Raw genomic sequence first — 22,120 nt, 5'->3', positions numbered from 1 at the left:
TCTTAACCGCCTTTCTCCGTATCCTCATATCAATATCCCATCACAATGATCGACTTCGTGCTGAATGATTTGGGCGAACCATCCTGAAAAATGTTGGGTTTGTTGCTTGAAGTTATGGTCTAAATAGCGGACTTCGATATCTTTATAGCGGGTTGCTTTTCGTTCGCCGGGAAGGGAGAGACAACCTTCCATTGCTTCATATGGACCAGTTTTTTTCGTAATCGTCGGATTAATCATGGCAATTGTCATAATGCCCATCTCAACGGCGATGACGCGTTTGCTGACGCCGATCATGTTGGCGGCCATCCCCACGCCCCGATCGGAGTTTGCCCTTAAAGTATCCATCAGATCAGTAATGGTGGCGAAATCTGACTTGGTAGCCGGCTTCGATTTTATTTTTAAAAATTGTTGATCACGAATAATTGGTTTAATCATTTTAAGCTCCTAAATTGGTGATTTGAATTGACGAAGACATCGGTTGATCTAAATGTACTCTTAGAACGAAGTCGACTTATCGTACACCCACATTTTACCATCTACACCTTGACAATGAAATTGAAAGCACGTAGCATTGAATGAAATAAATCGAGTCGCTTTAAATTGATTCAGAGAAATCAATAAGCTAATGAATACTACCGCAAAGGGAGCTTAATTAGCATACTTTTGCGGTATTTTTAAATTCAAGGGCGATTCAGAATGGAGCTTTCAATGGAAAAACCAGTTATGATTGCATTAGATTTTAAAAATCAAGGGGAGCTTAAACACTTTTTAGATCAGTTCCCTGCCCACGTAAAATTAACTTTGAAAATTGGGATGGAACTATTCTACGGCTTGGGGCCCGATATTGTTCGAGATATCCACGAAAAAGGCCATGATATTTTCTTGGATTTGAAATTAAATGATATTCCTAATACGGTCGAAAAGGCCATGGTGCAATTAGGTCGAATGGGAGTTCAGTATACAACCATTCACGCTTTAGGCGGATCGGAAATGATTCGAGCTGCCAAACGGGGATTAACCGCGGGGGCAAAAGAAGCCGGATACCAGACACCTAAGTTACTGGCGGTTACCGAACTGACTTCGATATCAGAGACGCAACTGCATGAGGAACAAAACGTGGGTCTGTCAATGTCAGAACAGGTTTTGAAACTGGCTGAGTTAACCAGTCAATTTGGTGGAGATGGTGTAATCTGTTCACCAAATGAAGTTGAATATTTGAAGGCCAAACTTCCCGAAGATTTTCTATTTGTTACTCCAGGAATCCGGCCCGCTGGTGCCGAAAAAGGCGATCAAAAAAGAACGATGACGCCAGCAGAAGCCGCTGTTGCCGGCAGTTCAGCAATTGTGGTTGGCCGTCCGATTACATTAGCTGAAGATCCTGTGGTGGCTTATCAGACGATTTTAAGTGATTTTTTGTCGAAGTAAAAATTTAAAAATGACATTAAATTCAACACATGAATGTGCTGAAGGCCAATCGTGATTATGACGGTTGGCTTTTTTGTTGATTTTATAAACAAAGATAAAGTTAATTGCGAATTTAGTTAATAGCACTCTTTTGTACATAACCTATAAATTGATTTTGGGCGTATAAGGGCGTACAATCAAAATGGAAGTGGGGTTCACTCATTGAGCGAGATAAAGGCTAAACAAATATTGGAAGAGCTTAAGGAAGCCGGTTTTTACGAGACTAGAATCATTGGAGATCATCATAGATTAAAAGACGATAAGGAACACTATGTAACTATCAATTACTCAAGACCTGGAGATACGATGAAACAAGGTACAGTGGCTTCGATAAGACGACAGGCGGGGCTAAAGTAAGTTCATGTTTATTAATTAATAATTCTATACGGAGGAAATGAAATGAGACTAGTAAGTTATACGGCAGTTTTCGATGATTCGCTGAATAACAAAGGCGAATATACTGTTACTTTTCCAGATGTTGCGGGTGTTGTGACCGATGGCAATAGTTTTACTGAAGCTATCCAAAACGCTCAAGAAGCATTGGGACTAATGCTCTATGATCGCGAAGAATTACCAAAGGTGACTGACCAGAAAACTATTGAAAAGGCTAACCCAGATAAATTAGTTACTACAATTGCGACAGATTTAGATGTCATTAAAAATGATGTTAAAGAAGTTTCAGTTAAAAAAAATACGCGTATACCGGCTGATTTAGCCAAGGCGGCCGAGGAGAAGGGGATTAACTTTAGCGCGGTTTTGACAGAAGCGTTAAAAAAGGAATTGGCAAAATCATAAAACTTATGTGATTAAAAAAACGGCTCAACCAATGAGTCGCTTTAACTTGGTCAAGGATAAAATTATTATCTCTTGGCTATTTTTTGTTTGAATATAAAATTCCTTACAATAACTTCTCTAAAGTATCTAGCACACCATCGTGCTCATTATCATAAGCTGTAATGTGACTAGCGGATTCTTTGACTACTGGAAAAGCATTTTTAATTGCATACCCATTCGGCGTCATTTTTAGTATTTGAAGATCATTTTCATTATCTCCAAACGTGACAAGTTCCGTGGGTTTGACGTCATATTTTCCATGAGGTGCTTTAAAGCACTAGCTTTATCAACGTGGTTAAGACCCACAAGTTCGGTATTGAAGCCCGAACTCAGGCTTGAAAGCCGTGGATTTAACATACTCCGTAATTGAGCAATTTTGTGGTTAACATCAGGAACGTCACCAAAGCCAACCGCAATTTTAACGATTGGATCATCAATTTGATTGGTGGTAAAACTACCAATGTTATCAACGGTTTGCAGATGCTTATAAAATTGACTTAGAAAATCAATTATTTCAGATGAGGTGGCTGTGTCAACATACGAGCTTGCAAGTCCACAAATGTTGATCAAAATTTCGTTCGGATTAAAAGTACTGGTGATTGAATCCAAGGTTTCTTGGATTAATTCTGAAGAGAGCTGCTGCACATCTAAAAGCTCATTGCCAGAGTAAATGATTGATCCATTTTGCGAAATGAAATCCATTTGCTCGGCAATCGGCTTGAAAAGAGATTGGAGTCGCTCATGCTGTGAACCACTTGCGACAACGAAATGAATATTTTGACGATTCATTTCTAAAAAAATTTCTTTAAAGCGTTGCTTATTATACTGGTTTTGGTTGTCTAGGAAGGTTTGATCCATGTCCGTAGCAATCATTTTTATCACGATCGTCACCTAATTTCTGAAAGTTATATAATAAGTTTAAAACAAAATTGTATTAAAAGTAAGTGCTTACAGAAAAAACATTTAATTGGAGGAATTTTTGATGTCAAAAAATAAAAAAAGTAGTGGTGTTTTAGAAATTGTTGGCGGAAGTTTAAATTTAATTGGCGGAGCGCTGATATTGGCCGCTGGAATCGTTAAATTAGCCGAAAAAGTGCATAAATAGTTACATCATAATTAGATGAAGAGGCGTAATTAAATTTCGCGCCTCTTTTTTTTTATGCTTTTCACATAAAGATGATGGATAAAATGATTCACTTTAGAAAAAATTATTTTGACATTAGTCATCATTTATAATTAATAAATACTATAAGCATATTCTTTGAAAAGTAAAAAGACAATATGTTACTTTAACTGTGAACCAATGAGCATAGTGTTCATTGGAGATTAAATTTTTGAAAGGAGATGTTAGTTATGTTGGGATGGTTATGGTCACTAATCGTCGGTGGAGTTATTGGTGCAATTGCAGGTGCATTGACTAGTAGGGATTTACCGGCAGGATGGATCGGTAATATTGTTGCTGGACTTGTTGGTGCCTGGCTAGGACAGAGTCTATTAGGAACGTGGGGACCTTCGTTAGCTGGAATGGCGTTATTACCATCAATTATCGGGGCAGTAATATTGGTCGTAATTGTATCGGTAATCTTCGGGATGCGTAAAAAAGGGTAAGGTGATTAGATGAGTCGGACCAGTAAAACTTTATTGAGTTTGATGGCGGTAATCACTTTAATTCAGGCATTATGGTTTGTTGCTTTAGAGGTTTATATTCCATATGTGACAGATTTCTTTAACTCTGTTAAAACAATGGATGAAAATTTTATTGAAGTTATGGCAATTGTATTTGCCGTAGTTGTCGCGTTGTTTGCATTGGTGATGTTAATTGTTGCTTTAACAAGTAGATCCAGCGAGAGAGATTTGAAATTGAAAGATGGAAAAGGTAATTTAACGGTGCCCAAAAAGGCAATGGAAAAAATTATCGATAAGTCAATTGTTAATAATCATCAGGTAGGGAATGTACAAACTAAGGTGAAAGTTCGTGGCCGTGATCGCCTCCAAGTACGTGTACAGGTGGAAGATCTAACAGATAGCAATTATGGGGTTAACGCCAAGGATATTCAGCAAACGGTTCAGGACAACGTTCAACGTCATTTGGGGATGAAAAGTAACGTAAAAGTTCAAATTATTCCACGAGAACGGTCGACCAAATCGTTAAAAGTGATTTAGAAAGGCGGGATTTTAGATGAGTGGTGAATTATTAGGTGCTTTAATTGCGATGATTCTCGGAATTGTCTGGGTTTCCGTCGGATTTGGTAGTGCAGTTCTGGTCGGAGTATTAGGACTGATTGGATATCTATGTGCACGCTACGGAAAGTTATTTCTGACGCAGGCAATTTCAGAGCTGATGTCGGCTTTGAACATTGATCAGAGGAAGAACTAGGAGGAATGAAAATGGCTAAAAAAATTGATCGCAACAAACCGTTGAAATCGCTGCTAGGCTTGATGATTGTATCAAGTTTGTGGTTTGCATGGAAGAATCGTCGTAAGATTCAGGAGGTAATCAACAATGGACAATCCTAAAATTGCGCAAACAAGTTTAACGTTTGATGAAGGTGTTATCGAAAAGATTGCTGGTCTTGCCTCCAGAAGGGTTGACGGGATTCTTTCATTCGATGGAAACCTTCTTGACAACATTACCGATAAATTGAGAAGTAAAGTTGATCCAACGCAGGGAATTACCGCCGAGGTTGGCGAGAAGCAAGTGGCGTTAGAAATGAACGCAACGGTTGAATATGGGTATGATATTCGGCAAATTTTTACTCAGGTGTGTGACGTGATTGGGGATGAAGTTGAGCGTTTAACCGGTTTAAAAGTAATCGAGCTTAATTTCCACGTTAATGACGTTCTGAGCAAAAAAGAATGGAAAGAACAGAATAGTCGCAAACCTAATTCAGATTTAGAACCAAAACCGGAAGCAAAATAATATTTTAAATTCGAGAGGAGATCTATTGATGGATAAAGTAGTAAAACCAGAAACAGTATTAACATTTGACGATGAAGTTTTGGCTAAAATTGCAGGAAAAACGGCCACCAGTGTGGATGGGGTCCTTTCGCTAGAAGGAAATATTTTTGAAAAAGTAACGGATCGAATATCTAAAGGTGACGATCCAACTGCCGGTGTAAATGTTGATATTGACAATGAAGAACAGACGGTCCAGTTAAAAATGGACGCACTACTAGAATACGGTAAAAACGCCCAAGCAATCTTTGATAAAATGGTGACAAAAATTACAGCCGCTGTGAAAGAAATGACTAATATGGAAGTAGCTGAAATTAAACTTAATGTTAAAGATGTATTGACTCGAGACGAGTGGGCAAATCGAGAGAAGGATCATAAGAAACATGAGGACAAGAAGAAATAAGTTAGGTGTCTTAATTCTAAATAACGCCTAATAAAGCGAATGATTCCAGTTTACGGAACGTTCGCTTTTTAAATATTCTTTTTACATAGTTCCAAAAACTTCATTTAGGTTGAAACTTTCGTATAATAAAAGCATGTCAGTAAACCGAAGGGAACTTTTAAAATGATTCTGGAACGAAGCAACATGTTTAATATTGATACAATTAATAATGATCTTAGCCGAGTGATCGGTAAGGAGCATGCTGAAGAATTAAAAAGTCTTATGCGTTATTACCGTTTGTGCCAGTCGGCGGTAAACGAGATTGGAACCAAGCTCGAAAATCTTGATGGTGAATATCAAAGCGAATATAATCATAATCCAATTCACCACATGGAACAGCGCATGAAGGCGGTCAATTCGTTGTTCAATAAGGCCAGAAAGAAGCATATTCCGAAAACGATTGATGCAATCGAAAACAATATTTTTGATATTGGTGGGATTCGAGTAATTACAAATTACATCAGTGATGTGTATACCATCAAAAAGAACCTACTATCACAGGATGATGTGACGCTAATTAAATCTAAGGATTATATTAAAGATCCAAAACCCAGCGGATATCGAAGCGTCCATTTAGTGGTTTCTGTCCCCGTATTTTTGTCGACGGGTCCAGTGGAGACGCCGGTGGAGATTCAGATTCGGACAATTGGGATGGACATGTGGGCAAGCCTTGAGCATAAGTTACGTTATAAAACGAGCGTTGAAGCAGAAAAAGTCGAGCATTTCGAAAATAAATTGATTGAAGACGCAAATGAAATATTTAAAATTGAATCGAATATGCAAGAAATTTATCGTGATTTATCAGAACCTGGTGTGTTTAAAAATGAAGAATAAATATCCGGTCACCCGCTATTACGGGGTCCCCGTTAGTTATGACAAGTCTGGAAATTATATTTTTGAAGAGGGCGTTAAAGTACACGCTTGGCGTAATGGAAAGCACACAAAGGGAAAATTTCAGGGCCTCGGTCAGCTATTTTTGACGGAAAATAATTTGTTAGTGGCGATTGTTGGCTTTGAAAAGATGAAGTTTAAAGATCGACATACATTGGCCCCGTTTGAACGGTTTACCAAAGAAAGTGTTCCAAAGGAGCTTTTGGAAAGATTTAGTAGGGAGGATTTTAAGTGAAGACACTAGTGATCGTTGCACATCCTCAATTGGAAAATTCAGATGTACAGCCTTTTTTTAGAGAAGCCATTGCAAATTTTTCAAATGTTACTTGGCATCCAATAACAAATAGTTTTGATGTACTGGAAGAACAAAAACTGCTTATTTCGCATGAGCGAATTATATTTGAATTCCCGCTTTACTGGTATAGCGCGCCGGCAGTTTTGAAACACTGGCTAGACGACGTTTTTACAATGAAATTCACAACGGGAAACCGGTACGCTTTGGCTGGAAAAGAACTTGGAATCGTTGTTTCAACTGGTGATAAAGAACGGTCTTTTCGTGCTGGTGAAGAAGAACAATTCACAATTTCAGAGTTAATGCGACCATATCAAGCACTAGCCGGAAAAGTACGGATGCACTATTTGCCTGTACTGGCGGTTCATCAGTTTCTCTATCTGACTCCAGATGACCAACAACGACTTATGATCCGTTATCAGCAATACCTGACAAATCCCAAATTTGAGCATTTTAGTGAACGATCCGAATGGTTCCAACAGCAACTTCAGGAGCGAATTCGGGCTAATGCAACAATGGCTCCAGAACTGGAACAAATTTTAAACGTTATCCAAAATAACCAGGACGAACTGGATGATTTGCAATGGAATTTGACTGAATTGAAAAAGGAGGAAGATTCGTAGTGGATAATGCAGAATGGTTAAAAAAACGACTTGCTGAGCTTCGACAATCTTCACCGGAATACCGCGACCAGGCATTTTATCTGGCTTTAAACGACTTTGTGCAGGAACAGTATAAAAGAATGGATCAAATTCAACGCGAACTAGATGGAAGAATGTGGAGGGAATAAACCGAAGTGCGGATAAAGTCGGGAGCCACCGAGGATTAACATGACCAGTGGATGAGCCCGGGCTGGGGGCTTGTGCGATGGTTGGGTTAACCAGAAGAGCCCCGTCATGGAAGGCTTTAGACAGATTAACTTTTTTGTCCGTTAACAAGAAAACGCTTACATAATATGATTTAGGTACAGAGAAAATGATTTCTTTGGAAAAGATTTTTAAAGATTAATTTTGTAAGTGAGGAGATTGTTATTATGGATAAAATGTTTGTAAGTCCCGATACCTATGTTCAAGGGGAAAATGTATTGAATCACAGTTCAGAGTATATTAAAAAGCTAGGTAATAAACTATTAGTTCTCTCCGACGAAACGGTGTGGAAGATTGCAGGAGAAGGGTTTGTCAACTATCTGGAACAAAGCGGTTTTGTAGTCGAGAAAGTCACATTTAATGGTGAAGCGTCTGTTCAAGAAATTAATCGGATTACAAAAATCGCTAAAGAAAAAAATGTGGAAGTTGTGATTGGTTTAGGTGGTGGTAAAACGATTGATACTTCTAAGGGAGTAGCAATGGACGCTGACACTAAGCTAGTTGTTGCGCCGACTGCAGCATCCGCGGATGCACCAACGGCGGGCCTTTCAGTTTTGTATACCGAAGATGGCGTATTTGACCAGTACAAATTTTATCCAAAACATTCCGACCTTGTTTTGTTAGATACCAAAATAATTGCTAATGCGCCGGTTCGAACGTTAGTATCTGGAATTGCGGACGCGATGGCAACTAACATTGAAGCAAAGGCAACGTCCATTAAACATGGTGTCACAATGGGCAATGGAGCCGCAACCTTTGCTGGACGGGCAATTGCAGCAGAATGTGAGAATGTTTTGTGGAAGTATGCTTACGAAGCAGTGGAGTCAAATAAAAATAAATTGGTGACACCAGCAATTGAGGCGATTGTTGAAGCAAACACCCTTCTTTCAGGGCTAGGCTTCGAAAATGCAGGATTGGCCGCGGCACACGCAATCCATAATGGATTTACAGCCGTGAAGGGTGACATCCATCATCTAACGCATGGAGAAAAGGTGGCCTTTGGCTCAATGGTTGAGTTGGTACTAGAGAATACACCTCATGAAACGTTAGATCGGTACATTAATTTCTGGTTAACGCTGGGCTTACCAATTACGATGGAAGATACCCATTTAGATCAATTAAGTGATGAAGAGCTGTTGAAAATTGGTAAATTAGCAACTGCACCGGATGAAACGATGAAAAATATGCCATTTGAAGTTACACCAACAATGGTTGTTGATGCAATGAAGGCGGCCAGTGCTTACGTAAAAGCCTATAAAAATAGTCATGTAGTAACACCAATTTTCAGCAGATCATAAAAATGTAAACGCTTAGTTAATTTAACATCGAACATATCTTATAATAAAGGCAGAGATACTATTTTAAATAAAATGGTGTCCCTGCTTTTAATTTTAAAAACTATCTAAAAATAAAATAAAAAACGGAAGAAGGAACGAAATCGGTTTTGAAAAAATTAATAAATGAGGCTAATGCCGTTGTTGAAGAAATGCTCCAAGGAGTAGTTACGGCTCATCCAGAACTCGAAAAGCCTAAAGAACTAAATAGTATTATTTACCGGAAGGGAATTGAAAAACGGCAAACAATTTTAATCTCCGGTGGTGGTAGTGGTCATGAACCTTTGGATATTGGATATGTCGGAGAGGGCCTCTTAGACGCGGCAGTAATGGGGGAACCATTTGTGCCACCAACGTCAAAGCAAATTATTCAAACTGTAAAACTCTTCGGAAATGAGAAGGATGTTTTATTAATTGTGAAAAACTTTGAAGAAGATGTCGGCCAATTTGATCTTGCTCGACAATATTTAAACGTGCACGGCTTTTCAACAAAAATGTTGATTATATCGGATGATATTTCGATTAATCCTTCCACAAAAGAAACTAGAAGGCGCGGAGTTGCAGGAACGGTTTTGGTTCATAAAATTCTTGGGGCCGCAGCCGATACGGGTGCTTCAATAACAGAATTACTTGAATTAGGGAACGCGATTAATCAAAATCTTTTTACCCTCGGAGTGGCTTTTTCGGGAGTTGAGCTTCCTGCACAAAAAGAACCAACTTTCACTTTGAATGAGGATCAAATATATTATGGGATTGGAATTCATGGAGAAAAGGGATATCGCAAAGAAAAGATGACGAACTCGGAGTTACTTGGTCGGGAATTGGTTAATAAGCTATTGCAAGTAGGTAATATTCATGGAAATGATGCCGCTGTGGTGCTGATTAATGGGTTTGGAAACTTACCTATGATGGACAATTTTATCTTTACAAACGATGTTGTGAATTTACTGAAATTAAAGGGAATTCGGTTACCATTGATCAAATCAGGGAACTTTTTAAGCTCCTATAATATGAATGGGGTGTCCGTTTCGTTACTAAAATTGACGGACCAGAGTTGGTTGGAATATTTAAATCAAGATAGTGGCGGCTTTTCTTGGGATTAATCAAAAAAGATGTAGTCGTGTGAGCCTTTCTTTCTAAGAATCGTTCCATTAATGGAGTCTTCAAGAACCAAAATCAAAAGGCGTGCCTCAGCGTCTACACTGCGATTAGCATTAATCGCAATCCAAGATTTTAACTGTTCCAAAATAACGCTGCTATAAACTTCTGGAAAGAAGTGGATCTCGGTGTTATCAAGGGTAATGTTTTGCTCTTTTGAAATATTAAGTACAATTACTTGAATTAGTTGCTCGGTATGTTTTTTGATCGTTTCCTCGACGATGTTTTCTTGAATGTTGGCATTTAAAATCGCATTGATAAACTTTTGGTTATCAAAAAAGTATTGACATAGATCGTGGATAATATTTGTCCATTTAGCGTAATCAAGATTATCTTCAATAATTTCTCGAAGTTCATCGTTAAAAATCCATTCGATGGCATCGTATTTGTCTAGAAAGAAATCATAGAAGGTTTGCCTTCGCATGTGAATGCTCTGCATAACACTTGTAACATTTGTTTTATTAATACTGGTTTCCAGTACTAAATTTTTTACTGAAAGTGCAATTTTTCGTTTTGTTATATAAGACATGTTAACCACCAATTCAGATATGTATGATTGAAAATTTGGACGAATCTAGTATAAGACAGATTATTAATTTTGTCCGTTGTAAGCGCTTTAACTAGCGCAGTAAAATTGACTTATAGTAAAAATATAACAAAGAAGGTTTTGAATATGAACAAAAATTTTGATTTTATAATGCCTAGTGTTAACTTTTTTGGAGCCGGAGTTATTGAAAAAATTGGTAAACGAGCTCAAATGGTCAATATTCATAACGCACTTATTATAACTGATTCTTTCCTAGAGAAAATGCCGGATGGTCCCGTTGAACAGACGATTAATTCATTAAAGCAAGCCAATATTAACTTTAGTATTTATAACGAAGTGGAACCTAATCCAAAAGTTAGAAATATTGAAGCAGCAAAGAAAGTCTATTTAGAAAATGATTGTGATGGAATTATTACCGTTGGTGGTGGATCTGCGCATGATACCGGAAAGGGAACCGGAATTATTTTAACCAATGGTGATGATATTACAAAACTGGCGGGAATCGAAACTTTAGATAATGCCTTGCCACCACTAATTGCTGTTAATACGACGGCGGGCACGGGATCTGAACTAACGCGCCACTGTGTGATTACAAACGAAAAAACCAAATTGAAGTTTGTCGTTGTTTCCTGGCGAAACGTTCCATTAGTTTCATTTAACGATCCAGAATTAATGTTAAATGTTCCAGCTAAACTAACTGCGTCAACTGGATTAGATACATTTGTGCAGGCGATTGAACCATACGTTTCGGTTAACCGAAATGACATTACTGATGGGCAGTGTTTGCAAGCAATTAAGCTAGTTGAAGAAAGTTTACGTGAAGCAGTTGCTAACGGACATAACTTAGAGGCGCGGACCAAAATGGTAGAAGCCGAAATGCTTGGTGGAATGGCATTTAATAACGCTGATCTAGGCTACGTTCATGCGATGGCGCACCAATTAGGTGGGCAATATGATGCTCCACATGGCGTTTGCTGTGCGATTTTACTACCAATTGTTGAACGTTTTAATATCATCGCTAGTCCTGAACGTTTCGCTGATTTAGCCGTTGCGATGGGTGAAAATATTGATGGCCTTTCGATTCGAGAAGCAGCTGACAAAGCGATTGACGCAATGCAACAGTTGAATGACGATATTGGTATTCCAAGAAGTATCAAAGCAATCGGTGCAAAACCCGAAGACTTTGAACTAATGGCTGAAAATGCGCTTAAAGATGGCAATGCTTTTTCAAATCCAAGAAAAGCAACCAAAGCGGAAATTGTTGAGTTATATCAACAAGCGTATGATGCTGAATAATCTTTAGTAAAAATGAAATCGTGGTGGGAAACTAAAATTTCCTGACCACGGTTTTTACTTTCAGTGATTATTTTTGGAAGATGGGTTGGGCTCGAATGAATTAAAAATTCGGACAAATTAGAAGGTCTGTCCCTTTTTAAAAAAGCGCTTTCATAGTATCCTATATTTATCAGGTAACGTGGAAATGGTTACCGATTTATGAAAAACAAACCGGATGTAGATACAAATAGTTGATGATTTAGTCGAGAGGGGAAATATTATTCATGAAAAAAATAATTAATGATCCAAAGGATGTTGTCGATGAAATGGTCCAAGGACTTGTACGAAGCTATCCCGATTATTTAAAACGAATTCCAGAAACAGGAGTGGTTTATCGCTCAGATCTTGAAAAAATTAAGGGCAAAGTTGGAATTGTCAGCGGTGGTGGTAGTGGACATGAACCAACACATGCTGGATTTGTTGGAAACGGGATGTTGAGTGCTGCTGTCTGTGGAGAAGTATTTACATCACCAACACCGGATCAAATCTTTGAGGCCATTAAACAGGTCGATTCTGGTGCGGGTGTGTTCTTGGTAATTAAAAATTATTCAGGCGACGTAATGAATTTTGAAATGGCTCAAGATATGGCGGATATGGAAGATATCAAGGTCAAATCAATTGTCGTTGATGATGACATTGCAGTGGAAAATAGTACGTACACACAAGGTCGTCGCGGAGTGGCCGGAACGGTGTTTATGCATAAAGTTCTGGGGGCCGCTGCCGATCAAGGCGCAAGCTTGGATGAAATTGAAGAACTAGCTCAAAAAATCTTGCCAAATATTAAAACAATTGCGGTTGCATTGAGCGGAGCTACCGTTCCAGAAGTTGGAAAACCAGGATTTACACTGGCCGATGATGAAATTGAATACGGGGTTGGAATCCATGGGGAACCAGGTTATCGTCGTGAAAAACTCCAACCATCAAAGGCGCTCGTTGAAGAATTGGTCGGTAAATTAAACGATGAATTTAAGTTCGAAAAGGGCGAAAAAGTTGCTGTTCTAGTTAATGGAATGGGAGCAACACCATTGATGGAACAATACGTTTTCATGAATGATGTATTAAATAAACTCGATGAATTAGGATTAAATGTCGAATTTACTAAAGTGGGCAACCTAATGACATCCCTTGAAATGGCCGGAATCTCACTGACAATCTTCAGGGTGAATGATGACCTTGTAAACAATCTAAATTATGCGACACATACGATCGGGTGGTAGGAAAAAGGATACGGAGAAAGGTGGTCAAGAGTTGAGGATTAGTCTAGCTGTGGCTGATATCCACGGGTTTAGTGGATGTGGGTCATAGCGTAACTCAACTAGACCACAAAGCAAGCAAAGCTCGTCTAAACTCAACTCACACAGAGAAGGAGGATTTAATTATGTTAAATGTTGAAGATGTAAAAAAATGGATGGAAAATTTTGACAATGTGATTCAAGAACAGCGTGCCTACCTTAGTGACTTAGATACGCCGATTGGTGATGGTGATCATGGCAACAATATGGCGCGGGGAATGGAAGCTGTAATGGCAGCAATTACAGATAAGGATTTTGCTGATGTGCCTTCGATTTTTAAAACGATCGCAATGAGCTTAATTAGTAAAGTCGGTGGTGCGTCTGGACCGTTATACGGGACGGCGTTTATGGAAATGGCAAAGATTGGCAACGGAGACGTTAAAGAATTAATCCCCGCAGCGCTTGCTGGAATCGAAAAACGTGGGAAAGCAGTACCAGGTGAAAAAACGATGGTGGATGTCTGGACGCCGGCCAGTGCATTAGTTCAAAAAGATGCGCTCACCGTTGAAGGGATTGATCAAGCTGTTGAATCAACTAAGGAAATGGTGGCAACTAAAGGCCGTGCGTCATACGTAGGTGATCGTTCAGTTGGGCACATTGACCCTGGTGCGATGTCGTCAGGTTATCTTTTGAAGGCACTATTAAAAGCGGAGGGCTAACGATGGAATACGGAGTAGTAATTGTTTCACATGTTGCTGAAATCGCTGCGGGCGTGAAGCGCCTAATTGAACAAGTCGCTAAAGACGTCTCGGTTACAACGGCCGGGGGCTTAGAAGATGGCGGAGTAGGTACCGATATGGCACGAATCATGACGGCATTTGAAGAAAATAAGGCCGATAAAATTCTTGCATTTTACGATTTAGGTAGTGCCAAGATGAACCTTGAAATGGCAATCGAAATGAGCGACAAAGAGGTTCATTTATATGATACAGCACTGGTTGAAAGTGCTTATACGGCGGCAGCTTTGTTGCAAGTAAATACTAAACTAGAAGACGTTGAAAAACAGTTGAAAGAACTTAAAGTTAAGTGAAGTTTAAGCTAATCAACATGGATAGAACCATTAAAGAGCTGGTCTAACTGCTCTTTGGTGGTTCTTTTTAGTGATAGCGGCGGCAAATTATCTAAGCTAAACCAGTCCATGGTCACGGTTTCGCTATTTTTCTGAAAATGGCCGTCCAAAATACGACATTTAAATATTAATTTATAGTATTGGGTAAATTGCGGAATATCTGAACGAAGGCTTGTATCATAAATCGCGCGTAAAGCTTCAACATTAACTTTTAGACCGGTTTCTTCATCAACCTCTTTAGCAACGTTTTCGCTGGGGGTCCAGCCAATCTCAGCAAAACCGCCTGGAAGAGCCCAACGTCCCGAACGATCTTCAACTAGTAGCACAGAGTCATCATGCTTAATAAAAGCGCGAACGTCGACCTTAGGGGTTGGGTAGCCAGATTCATTTGCAAAGAGTTGTTGAATTTTAGAAACGGGTGTATCGCTGAGTGAGCTAAGTTGGTCAATTGCCAATTGATGGAGTTCTTGATAACGTTCTTGATCAAATCGATCATTAGCGTACGCAAGACCGGCCTCACTGATTGCCACAATTCTTCTTAAAAATGTTAATTGATTCAAAATTTTAGCCCCTTTCATCGTAAACTTTCCTACACTGTAATCTTAACAAATAAGTGCGCTGTAGACTGGATTATTTCGATTTTTTATCGAAATATTTAATTGTAAAATATAAGAAAGCGACTAAGAAAAGCACAAAAAGTAGCAGTATTCCACCAGTACCCAGAACAAATAATAGTAAAATAAGTGCCAATGTAGCCCACTGAAAATATTTTAGTTTTGAACCTAAAATATTTCGAACTAGTTTAGGGATGGGTGAAAGATAAATTAAAAACATCACTATCAATAGAAGGATTAATGAAATCATCAGCGGAACCCCCTTTTTAAAATCGTCATCCATGGTGTTGCTTGAATTGTAAAATTAGGAGGGTGATGACAATTAGAACCGACGCGAATAGAAATTCGAAGCTACGTGTTACGGCGAAGAATCCAACAGTTAAGCTAATTAGAATAACCCCCGATAAAATAAAAATATTATCTCCAAATTGAGAACGAATCCTTTTCGAAATGGGTGCTAAGGAAACTAAAAGTTCGACTAGTAGAATGATTAAAATGGTTAGCATGATTATCTCTTTTAATAATCTTTTTTCAAAGTGTAGTCGAAAAATTTAATAAAACAAAGTGATTTGCCCATAGCCCGGCTAGAAGTATTTACTTGACTAACTTCCGTTTAAAATGATAATTAGTATGTATCTAAAAAAGGGGGACAATAATTTGGCGCTGTCTCAACAACAAAAAGAAGCAATTCGCGATGCACTACTAGCGATTGATGATCCATATTACTTTAACACCTTTAAAAACGCTCAGGATGAAGACGAGTGGATGCGGATTAACGAAGCGTATATCCAATCTGACCTGCAGCGATTAATGCCAGAAGGTTTTGATACACGTGACCTAGATGTTTGGCGCGTAATTCGCAGTTTCTTGAAGCAATATGATGAATGAAAATGCTATCATGTAAATAATAAAAAACACCAGCTTACTGGCTAAACGGAAAAATTACCGTTACCAATAAACTGGTGTTTTTGCTACCTTTAAGAGGGTGAACGAGATTACATATGAAAAACATGCATCCCTTTTTCAGCAATCCCCGCCTCCAAAATTTCCATGTTCCAAAGTGCTTCGTCGTCAGAAACCAATTTGGGTGCGCCATTTTCAAGTGTTGCAATAATTGAATCATACACACGACCATAATCACCATTAACGGTTGGAATTTGTTTTTCAATCCAATCACCATTTTGGTTTTTATATTTAACAATTCCGAATTGGTTGGGAGTATCAATCCCAAAATGTTCATCGCCAGGCATAATGCCAAGTTTTAAGTCATTTTCTTGTTGATCAATATCATATTTTACATACGATCCGTTAGTTCCGTGTAACAAAAAGCGCGGATAGGGGCGCGCGGCAAGCGGATTGCTGACCACGGTGGCCTTGAAGTTATTGTAAAGTAGTTGAGTTTCATAGTAGTCATCAACCGTACTATCGGGATTTTGAATGGCCCGAATGTCATAACTAACGGTTTGTGGCTTACCAAAGAGCCCCAAAATTTGATCCAACATGTGCACGCCTAATCCATAAAATTGGCCATCGACTTGCAGGCCTTCATGCAAATCAGTATCGGGACGGTATTTGTCAAAGTGGGACTCCAGCAAAAGGGGCTTACCAATATATCCCAAATCAATCACTTTTTTAAGAGTGAGACAGTCGCCGTCAAACCGACGATTTTGATATGGCATTGCCAGTAAATGTTTTTCATTTGCCAGTGCAAAGAGTTCCTTAGCTTCTTTTTGATCGGCAACAAAAGGTTTTTCAATTAAAACGTTTTTGCCATTTTTAAGCACCTCTTTACCATATTTAAAATGCGTTGAAGGAGGCGTACAGATGGTTACTAATTGAACCTCTGGATCTTTCAGAACCTGATTTAAATCATCCGTGAAAATTGTCTTAGAGTCGTAAAATCCTTTTTCTTTATCGGGATGGCGCCGATGGTTGTAGATGTATTTAATTTTAATATCACGTTCCTTGATGTATGGAATATGATAGCGATTGGCACTTTTACCGAAGCCAATAATTGCCATTGTAAGTGACATAATAGTTCTCCTTAGCTAATTATTTAAAAAAGGATCGGACAATTGGAATTGCCACGACCCAAAAATGAAATTTTAGTTATTTTCTGAATTTAAACGGTTGATTTCTAATAATAAGTCAACAGCTCGTTCCATAGTTTGAACAGAAACGTATTCATAGCGACTGTGCATGTTTTCGCCACCAGCGAAGAGGTTTGGCGTTGGAATTCCCATAAATGAAATCTTTGAACCATCTGTACCACCACGAACGGGGTAGATATCTGGTTTGATATCAAGGTTTTCCATTGCTTTTTGAGCGATTTCAACAGGTGTCATGTCTTTTTCAAGAACTTCACGCATGTTGTAATATTGATCGTGCACTTCGACTTTAACTCGTTCTTGACCAAATTCCTTGTTCAATTGATCCGCAATTTCTTGCATCTTTTGTTTACGTTCTTCAAAGATACTACGATCGTGATCACGAATAATGTAAACAAGTTGGGCATGGTCGGGAGTTCCGGTCATCTTAAATAGATGGTAGAATCCTTCACGTCCTTCGGTGAGTTCTGGACGGTCATGTTCTGGTAGAAGGTTGTGGTAATCGATACCAACTTGGAGGGCATTAACCATCAAGCCCTTTGCAACGGCCGTGTGAACTTCGTTACCTTGAATTTCAATGGTTGCTTGAGCAGCATTGAACGTTTCATATTCAAGTTCACCGAGGGGACCACCATCTACGGTGTAAGCATATTTAGTGTTAAAGTCTTTTGCGTCAAAATGATCTGCACCAGTACCAGTTTCTTCATCTGGAGCAAAGCCAATTCGAATTTCACCGTGTTTTACTTCCGGATGTGCTTGATAGTAGTCAAGCATTGTCATAATATCAGCAACTCCAGACTTATCATCGGCACCTAAAAGGGTTAAACCATTTGTTGTAACGAGGTCGTTACCTTTGTATTTATTAAGACTTGGGAAGACAGAAGGGCTAAGTACCCATTCACCATCGCCACTCAAATCGATGTCGGATTGGCCATCGTAGTTTTCGTGAACTTGTGGTTGAATGTTTTCGGCATTAAAATCGGCAGTATCAACGTGTGAAATATAACCGATAACAGGCGTATTTCCACCGTCATTTGCTGGTAGTGTTCCAACAACGTATCCTGAAGATTCTTGAGTATGAACGTCAACCACGCCCACTTCTTCCAATTCTTTAGCTAAAGTTTTTAAAAATTCAACTTCTTTAGGATCGGTTGGAACCGTATCAGAATTTGGATTTGAACGGGTGTTCACCTTAACATATCTGAGAAAACGTGGAAGTAGTGTTTCATATTTTGCCATTAAATCAGCTCCTTTTTATTTATACTTCTATCTTACAACATTCAGTTCTTTTCACAAGTTTAATATGTTGTTATAACGGTAAAGAAGTCGGTTACATCAATTTAAATTTAATGCCTTTTCTGTGCAAAATTATTATATATATGTTATAGTAGCGGATAACGGAGCGGGAGTCGATTATAAATTGGCCCCCGCGATTTAATAAGGAGATGTTTATATACAAATGTTACTTGAAATGAGCCATCTTTCGAAGGTTTACCCCGGAAATAAAGTGGTCGTTGACGATTTTAATCTGGATGTAGAAAAGGGCGAGTTCATCTGTTTTATCGGAACTTCTGGTTCGGGTAAAACGACTACGATGCGGATGATTAACCGAATGTTGAAGCAGACTTCCGGTACAATCAAAATTAATGGGCAAGATATCGCTAAAATGGATCCAGTTAAACTTCGGCGAAAGATCGGGTATGTGATCCAAAACATTGGTTTAATGCCACATATGACAATTCGTGAAAATATAACATTAGTACCTAAACTGTTAAAATGGTCCGAAGAAAAACGAAACGAACGGGCTAAGGAAATGATTAAATTAGTTGACTTACCAGAAGATTTTTTGGATCGCTATCCTTCACAACTTTCGGGTGGTCAACAACAGCGAATTGGGGTAGTTCGCGCTTTGGCGGCCGATCAAGATATTATCTTGATGGATGAGCCATTTGGTGCATTGGACCCAATCACGCGTGAAGATTTACAAGATTTGGTAAAAGACTTGCAGGAGCGGTTGGGCAAGACTTTCATTTTTGTGACGCATGATATGGACGAAGCTTTACGATTAGCAAGTCGAATCGTTGTTATGACGGAAGGTAAGCAGGTTCAAGTTGATACGCCAGAAAATATTTTAAGAAAGCCCGCTAACGATTTCGTGGCCAACTTGATTGGGCAAGATCGCCTGATACAAGCTAAACCCAGCATTACAACCGTTGGACAGGTTGCAATTAAGCCAGTTTCAATTGCTAGTGATCAACCCGTTTCACGCGCTTTGGACGTGATGCATAGTCGGCGAGTTGATACATTGCTTGTGACGGACAAAGAGGAGCACCTGAAGGGTGTTGTAAGTATTGAAACGATTGATGAATACTACCGTTCGGGTAAAACGATTGGTGAGATCATGGACCCACATGTGTTTTACGTTAATGAAAACTCGATTATTCGAGATACGGTTGACCGAATTCTAAAACGAGGATTGCGAAACGTTCCAGTCGTTGACAATGACGGTAAATTAACTGGAATTGTCACCAGAGCCACCCTAGTTGATATCGTTTATGATGCGCTATTTACCGATGATAGTTTATCAACGGATAGTAATGATAATGGTGACCAAAAAACGGAGGAACAAGAACAGAAAGATGGTGATCAATAATGATCAACTTCTTAAGTCAATATGGGGGCGACATTTTAAGCAAAACTTGGCAGCATATCTATATTTCAGCTCTTGCGTTAGCATTAGGGATTATTGTGGCTGTGCCATTAGGAATGCTATTAACCCGTGCTCCTAAAATTTCGGGATTTGTTATTGGACTTGCGAGTGTTTTGCAGACAATTCCAGCATTAGCGCTGTTAGCAATGATGATTCCAATCTTTGGAATCGGGGCAACCCCAGCGATTGTTGCACTATTCATTTACTCGTTGTTACCAATTTTGCGAAACACCTATTTGGGATTAAATAATGTCGACCCAGCTCTGATTGATGCCGCAAAGGGGATGGGGATGAATAGTTTTCAACGGATGTGGAAGGTGGAGCTTCAACTTGCTTTACCCGTGATTATGGCCGGAATCCGATTGTCAGCTACATACGTAATTGCTTGGACGGCGCTGGCTTCTTATATCGGAGCCGGTGGACTTGGTGATCTAATTTTTAATGGTTTGAATCTGTACCGCTCAGACCTAATTTTAGGTGGCTCAATTCCAGTGATTATTTTGGCGCTGATCACAGACTTTTTACTTGGAAAACTTGAAGAACGTTTAACTCCTAAAACGCAGGAGGTGGAATAGATGTTTAAAAAACTGATTAAACTACTTTTACCTCTCGGAATGTTAAGCTTTATTTTAGCCGGATGTGGCTGGCCCGGCCTTGGCGGATCAACCAATGATACCGTTAAAATTGCCGCCCAAAACACGACTGAGCAACAAATCATGGCCTCGGTCATTCAGCAATTAATCCAACATGATACAAAATTAAATGCAGAAGTGATTAATAATTTGGGATCAGGAACGGTCAGTTTCCAGGCTCAAAAGCGCGGTGAAGCCGACTTGACAGCAATTCGGTATAACGGAACGGATTACCAAACGGTTTTAAATGGGCCACAAGGAAAAACGCCTGAACAGGTTAACGCATATGTGAAAAAAGAATTTCAAAAGCGCTATGATATGACGTATTTTCCAACGTATGGATTTGCGGACACATACCAGTTTATGGTGACTCAGAAATATGCTAAAGAGCACAATTTAAATACGGTCAGTGATTTGAAAAAGATTGCGCCAAATATGAAAGTCGGGATTGACCAGATTTGGTTAAACCGTAAAGGGGACGGCTATACCGACTTTAAGAAACGCTATGGAATTAAGTTTGGAAATATTTATCCGATGCAAATTGGGTTAGTTTATAACGCCTTGGCTAGCAATAAAATGGATGCAGTTTTAGGATACTCAACGGATGGTCGAATTCGTAGTTATAATTTGAAACTTTTAACGGATGATAAAAAATATTTCCCACCATACGATGCCAGTGTAGTGGCAAATAATAAGTCGTTGAAGAAGTATCCACAACTAAAAAAGGTTCTGCATAAGTTAGATGGGAAAATTTCATTGAAAACAATGCAAGAATTAAACTATCAGGTGGATAATAATTTGAAGGAGCCAGCGGTTGTTGCTGAAGAATTTTTGAAAGCACATAACTATTTTGAAGGAGGGAAAAACTAATGCAAAGTATGAATATTTGGCAACAGTTAGTGTACTACTTCTCTCATAACGGAATGTACGTTCTTTCAGAGTTTAATCGGCACTTTCTAATTTCAATTTATGGCGTGGTTTTAGCGGCCGTTGTCGGAATCCCAATTGGAATATTTATCTCCAAACACCGTAAATTAAGTAATTGGGTCGTTGGATTTGCCAACGTTATCCAAACGGTGCCTTCGTTGGCAATGCTATCAATCTTGATGCTTGGCTTGGGGCTAGGAGTTACGACGGTGATTGTGACGGTTTTTCTTTATGCATTACTACCGATAATCAAGAATACCTATACCGGAATGATGAATGTCAATGATGCATATCTGGACGCTGGAAAGGGAATGGGGATGACCAAGATTCAGGTTTTATGGATGATTGAACTTCCGCTTTCTTTATCAGTAATTTTAGCTGGAATTCGAAACGCCCTCGTTCTCGCAATCGGGATCACCGCCATCGGAACCTTCGTTGGCGCTGGTGGATTAGGTGACATCATTATTCGGGGAACAAATGCAACGAATGGTGGTGCAATTATTCTTGCCGGTGCGTTACCAACAGCTTTAATGGCGATTATTTCTGATATGGTTCTGGGATATTTTGAACGAAAGATGCAGAGGAAGACGATTTAGGGTTTAGGTTTTTAAACGCCTAGCTAGCAATTCAATGAATTGTTATCTAGGCG

Annotated in this window: 31 protein-coding genes and 1 pseudogene; 25 read left to right on the top strand and 7 right to left on the bottom strand. The window is 39.1% G+C overall.

Translation table 11 applies throughout. The annotated features are described in order from the left end of the window. Window positions 1-24: 24 nt before the first annotated feature. Entirely contained in the window at window positions 25-435 is a 411-nt protein-coding gene (locus IV81_RS05810; RefSeq protein ID WP_057803205.1) for a peptide deformylase, read from the bottom strand. Window positions 436-708: 273 nt separating this feature from the next. Here IV81_RS05810 and pyrF point away from each other — a divergent pair, with 273 nt between their 5' ends. The 3 genes from pyrF (at window position 709) to IV81_RS05795 (ending at window position 2,259) form a co-directional block, all read left to right on the top strand. Next, complete coding sequence (gene pyrF, locus IV81_RS05805) at window positions 709-1,425, top strand: orotidine-5'-phosphate decarboxylase (RefSeq protein ID WP_057803212.1); 717 nt, start codon at window positions 709-711, stop codon at window positions 1,423-1,425. Window positions 1,426-1,626: 201 nt separating this feature from the next. Then, on the top strand, window positions 1,627-1,821 hold the full coding sequence (locus IV81_RS05800; protein ID WP_057803203.1) for a type II toxin-antitoxin system HicA family toxin: 195 nt from the start codon (window positions 1,627-1,629) through the stop codon (window positions 1,819-1,821). Window positions 1,822-1,863: 42 nt separating this feature from the next. Then, window positions 1,864-2,259, top strand: a complete 396-nt coding sequence (locus tag IV81_RS05795) for a type II toxin-antitoxin system HicB family antitoxin (protein WP_057803201.1) — start codon at window positions 1,864-1,866, stop codon at window positions 2,257-2,259. Window positions 2,260-2,362: 103 nt separating this feature from the next. Here the strand turns inward: IV81_RS05795 and IV81_RS05790 are convergent. Next, window positions 2,363-3,156: pseudogene (locus IV81_RS05790) on the bottom strand (HAD-IIB family hydrolase). Between the two features lie 124 nt (window positions 3,157-3,280). Between IV81_RS05790 and IV81_RS09590 the strand changes: the two are divergent. The 13 genes from IV81_RS09590 (at window position 3,281) to IV81_RS05740 (ending at window position 10,182) form a co-directional block, all read left to right on the top strand. Next, the gene (locus tag IV81_RS09590) at window positions 3,281-3,403 is read left to right on the top strand and encodes a hypothetical protein (protein WP_269083939.1); all 123 of its coding nucleotides are present in this window, start codon (window positions 3,281-3,283) and stop codon (window positions 3,401-3,403) included. A gap of 248 nt (window positions 3,404-3,651) precedes the next feature. Beyond that, the gene (locus tag IV81_RS05785; RefSeq protein ID WP_057803199.1) at window positions 3,652-3,906 is read left to right on the top strand and encodes a GlsB/YeaQ/YmgE family stress response membrane protein; all 255 of its coding nucleotides are present in this window, start codon (window positions 3,652-3,654) and stop codon (window positions 3,904-3,906) included. A gap of 9 nt (window positions 3,907-3,915) precedes the next feature. Continuing rightward, window positions 3,916-4,461, top strand: a complete 546-nt coding sequence (amaP, locus tag IV81_RS05780; RefSeq protein ID WP_057803197.1) for an alkaline shock response membrane anchor protein AmaP — start codon at window positions 3,916-3,918, stop codon at window positions 4,459-4,461. A gap of 16 nt (window positions 4,462-4,477) precedes the next feature. After that, window positions 4,478-4,675 (top strand): hypothetical protein, encoded by a 198-nt coding sequence (locus IV81_RS05775; protein ID WP_057803196.1) that lies wholly within the window; start codon window positions 4,478-4,480, stop codon window positions 4,673-4,675. A gap of 5 nt (window positions 4,676-4,680) precedes the next feature. Continuing rightward, a complete protein-coding gene (locus IV81_RS09585; protein ID WP_269083938.1) occupies window positions 4,681-4,815 on the top strand; it encodes a hypothetical protein in 135 nt (44 codons plus the stop codon). Next, entirely contained in the window at window positions 4,802-5,218 is a 417-nt protein-coding gene (locus IV81_RS05770) for an Asp23/Gls24 family envelope stress response protein (RefSeq protein WP_057803194.1), read from the top strand. The genes IV81_RS09585 and IV81_RS05770 overlap by 14 nt, the downstream gene beginning before the upstream one ends. A 28-nt stretch (window positions 5,219-5,246) precedes the next feature. Then, window positions 5,247-5,657 (top strand): Asp23/Gls24 family envelope stress response protein, encoded by a 411-nt coding sequence (locus IV81_RS05765; RefSeq protein WP_057803192.1) that lies wholly within the window; start codon window positions 5,247-5,249, stop codon window positions 5,655-5,657. 162 nt (window positions 5,658-5,819) lie between these two features. Then, window positions 5,820-6,530, top strand: a complete 711-nt coding sequence (locus IV81_RS05760; protein ID WP_057803190.1) for a GTP pyrophosphokinase — start codon at window positions 5,820-5,822, stop codon at window positions 6,528-6,530. Then, entirely contained in the window at window positions 6,520-6,822 is a 303-nt protein-coding gene (locus tag IV81_RS05755; protein ID WP_057803188.1) for a DUF7671 family protein, read from the top strand. Before IV81_RS05760 ends, IV81_RS05755 begins: the two co-directional genes overlap by 11 nt. Next, window positions 6,819-7,502: an NAD(P)H-dependent oxidoreductase gene (locus IV81_RS05750; RefSeq protein ID WP_057803187.1), complete on the top strand. Its 684-nt coding sequence runs from the start codon at window positions 6,819-6,821 to the stop codon at window positions 7,500-7,502. The genes IV81_RS05755 and IV81_RS05750 overlap by 4 nt, the downstream gene beginning before the upstream one ends. After that, window positions 7,502-7,669 (top strand): hypothetical protein, encoded by a 168-nt coding sequence (locus IV81_RS09385; RefSeq protein ID WP_164488202.1) that lies wholly within the window; start codon window positions 7,502-7,504, stop codon window positions 7,667-7,669. The genes IV81_RS05750 and IV81_RS09385 overlap by 1 nt, the downstream gene beginning before the upstream one ends. Window positions 7,670-7,912: 243 nt before the next feature. After that, the gene (locus IV81_RS05745) at window positions 7,913-9,043 is read left to right on the top strand and encodes a glycerol dehydrogenase (RefSeq protein ID WP_057803185.1); all 1,131 of its coding nucleotides are present in this window, start codon (window positions 7,913-7,915) and stop codon (window positions 9,041-9,043) included. Window positions 9,044-9,189: 146 nt separating this feature from the next. Next, complete coding sequence (locus tag IV81_RS05740; RefSeq protein ID WP_057803183.1) at window positions 9,190-10,182, top strand: dihydroxyacetone kinase subunit DhaK; 993 nt, start codon at window positions 9,190-9,192, stop codon at window positions 10,180-10,182. On the opposite strand, the gene dhaS is transcribed toward IV81_RS05740, so the two are convergent. Then, window positions 10,179-10,766, bottom strand: coding sequence for a dihydroxyacetone kinase transcriptional activator DhaS (gene dhaS / locus IV81_RS05735; protein ID WP_057803182.1), 588 nt, complete (start codon window positions 10,764-10,766; stop codon window positions 10,179-10,181). The two genes, IV81_RS05740 and dhaS, sit on opposite strands and share 4 nt — an antisense overlap. A 144-nt stretch (window positions 10,767-10,910) precedes the next feature. Between dhaS and IV81_RS05730 the strand changes: the two genes are divergently transcribed. From IV81_RS05730 to dhaM, 4 genes are all read left to right on the top strand, one after another. Continuing rightward, window positions 10,911-12,080 carry an iron-containing alcohol dehydrogenase gene (locus IV81_RS05730; protein WP_057803180.1) on the top strand — a complete coding sequence of 390 codons (1,170 nt, stop codon included), beginning with the start codon at window positions 10,911-10,913 and terminating at the stop codon, window positions 12,078-12,080. A gap of 263 nt (window positions 12,081-12,343) precedes the next feature. After that, window positions 12,344-13,336, top strand: coding sequence for a dihydroxyacetone kinase subunit DhaK (dhaK, locus tag IV81_RS05725; RefSeq protein WP_057803178.1), 993 nt, complete (start codon window positions 12,344-12,346; stop codon window positions 13,334-13,336). Between the two features lie 161 nt (window positions 13,337-13,497). Then, window positions 13,498-14,070, top strand: a complete 573-nt coding sequence (dhaL, locus tag IV81_RS05720) for a dihydroxyacetone kinase subunit DhaL (RefSeq protein WP_057803175.1) — start codon at window positions 13,498-13,500, stop codon at window positions 14,068-14,070. A gap of 2 nt (window positions 14,071-14,072) precedes the next feature. After that, complete coding sequence (gene dhaM / locus IV81_RS05715; RefSeq protein ID WP_057803173.1) at window positions 14,073-14,441, top strand: dihydroxyacetone kinase phosphoryl donor subunit DhaM; 369 nt, start codon at window positions 14,073-14,075, stop codon at window positions 14,439-14,441. Window positions 14,442-14,449: 8 nt separating this feature from the next. Here dhaM and IV81_RS05710 read toward each other — a convergent pair whose 3' ends face one another. Both IV81_RS05710 and IV81_RS05705 read right to left on the bottom strand, forming a co-directional pair. After that, entirely contained in the window at window positions 14,450-15,058 is a 609-nt protein-coding gene (locus IV81_RS05710) for an NUDIX hydrolase N-terminal domain-containing protein (protein WP_057803172.1), read from the bottom strand. A gap of 52 nt (window positions 15,059-15,110) precedes the next feature. After that, window positions 15,111-15,344, bottom strand: coding sequence for a hypothetical protein (locus IV81_RS05705; RefSeq protein WP_057803170.1), 234 nt, complete (start codon window positions 15,342-15,344; stop codon window positions 15,111-15,113). A gap of 407 nt (window positions 15,345-15,751) precedes the next feature. Between IV81_RS05705 and IV81_RS05695 the strand changes: the two genes are divergently transcribed. Beyond that, entirely contained in the window at window positions 15,752-15,982 is a 231-nt protein-coding gene (locus tag IV81_RS05695; RefSeq protein ID WP_083484691.1) for a hypothetical protein, read from the top strand. Between the two features lie 107 nt (window positions 15,983-16,089). On the opposite strand, the gene IV81_RS05690 is transcribed toward IV81_RS05695, so the two are convergent. Further along, window positions 16,090-17,127, bottom strand: coding sequence for an oxidoreductase (locus tag IV81_RS05690; RefSeq protein WP_057803164.1), 1,038 nt, complete (start codon window positions 17,125-17,127; stop codon window positions 16,090-16,092). Window positions 17,128-17,199: 72 nt separating this feature from the next. Then, window positions 17,200-18,441, bottom strand: coding sequence for a peptidase T (gene pepT, locus IV81_RS05685; protein ID WP_057803162.1), 1,242 nt, complete (start codon window positions 18,439-18,441; stop codon window positions 17,200-17,202). A gap of 220 nt (window positions 18,442-18,661) precedes the next feature. On the opposite strand from pepT, the gene IV81_RS05680 reads away from it, so the two are divergent. Genes IV81_RS05680 through IV81_RS05665 form a run of 4 tightly spaced genes read left to right on the top strand, consistent with a single transcriptional unit; the run spans window position 18,662 to window position 22,067 of the window. Further along, on the top strand, window positions 18,662-19,855 hold the full coding sequence (locus tag IV81_RS05680; RefSeq protein ID WP_057803160.1) for a betaine/proline/choline family ABC transporter ATP-binding protein: 1,194 nt from the start codon (window positions 18,662-18,664) through the stop codon (window positions 19,853-19,855). Beyond that, window positions 19,855-20,487, top strand: a complete 633-nt coding sequence (locus IV81_RS05675; protein WP_057803158.1) for an ABC transporter permease — start codon at window positions 19,855-19,857, stop codon at window positions 20,485-20,487. Before IV81_RS05680 ends, IV81_RS05675 begins: the two co-directional genes overlap by 1 nt. Next, window positions 20,488-21,414, top strand: coding sequence for an osmoprotectant ABC transporter substrate-binding protein (locus tag IV81_RS05670; RefSeq protein WP_057803157.1), 927 nt, complete (start codon window positions 20,488-20,490; stop codon window positions 21,412-21,414). After that, a complete protein-coding gene (locus IV81_RS05665) occupies window positions 21,414-22,067 on the top strand; it encodes an ABC transporter permease (RefSeq protein WP_057803155.1) in 654 nt (217 codons plus the stop codon). The genes IV81_RS05670 and IV81_RS05665 overlap by 1 nt, the downstream gene beginning before the upstream one ends. The last annotated feature ends 53 nt before the right edge of the window (window positions 22,068-22,120 follow it).

It is taken from the genome of Pediococcus stilesii (genome assembly GCF_001437075.1).
GTDB lineage: Bacteria > Bacillota > Bacilli > Lactobacillales > Lactobacillaceae > Pediococcus > Pediococcus stilesii.
The sequence above is the reverse complement of the archived record's forward strand: the minus strand, read 5'-3'. Positions and strand labels throughout refer to the sequence as shown.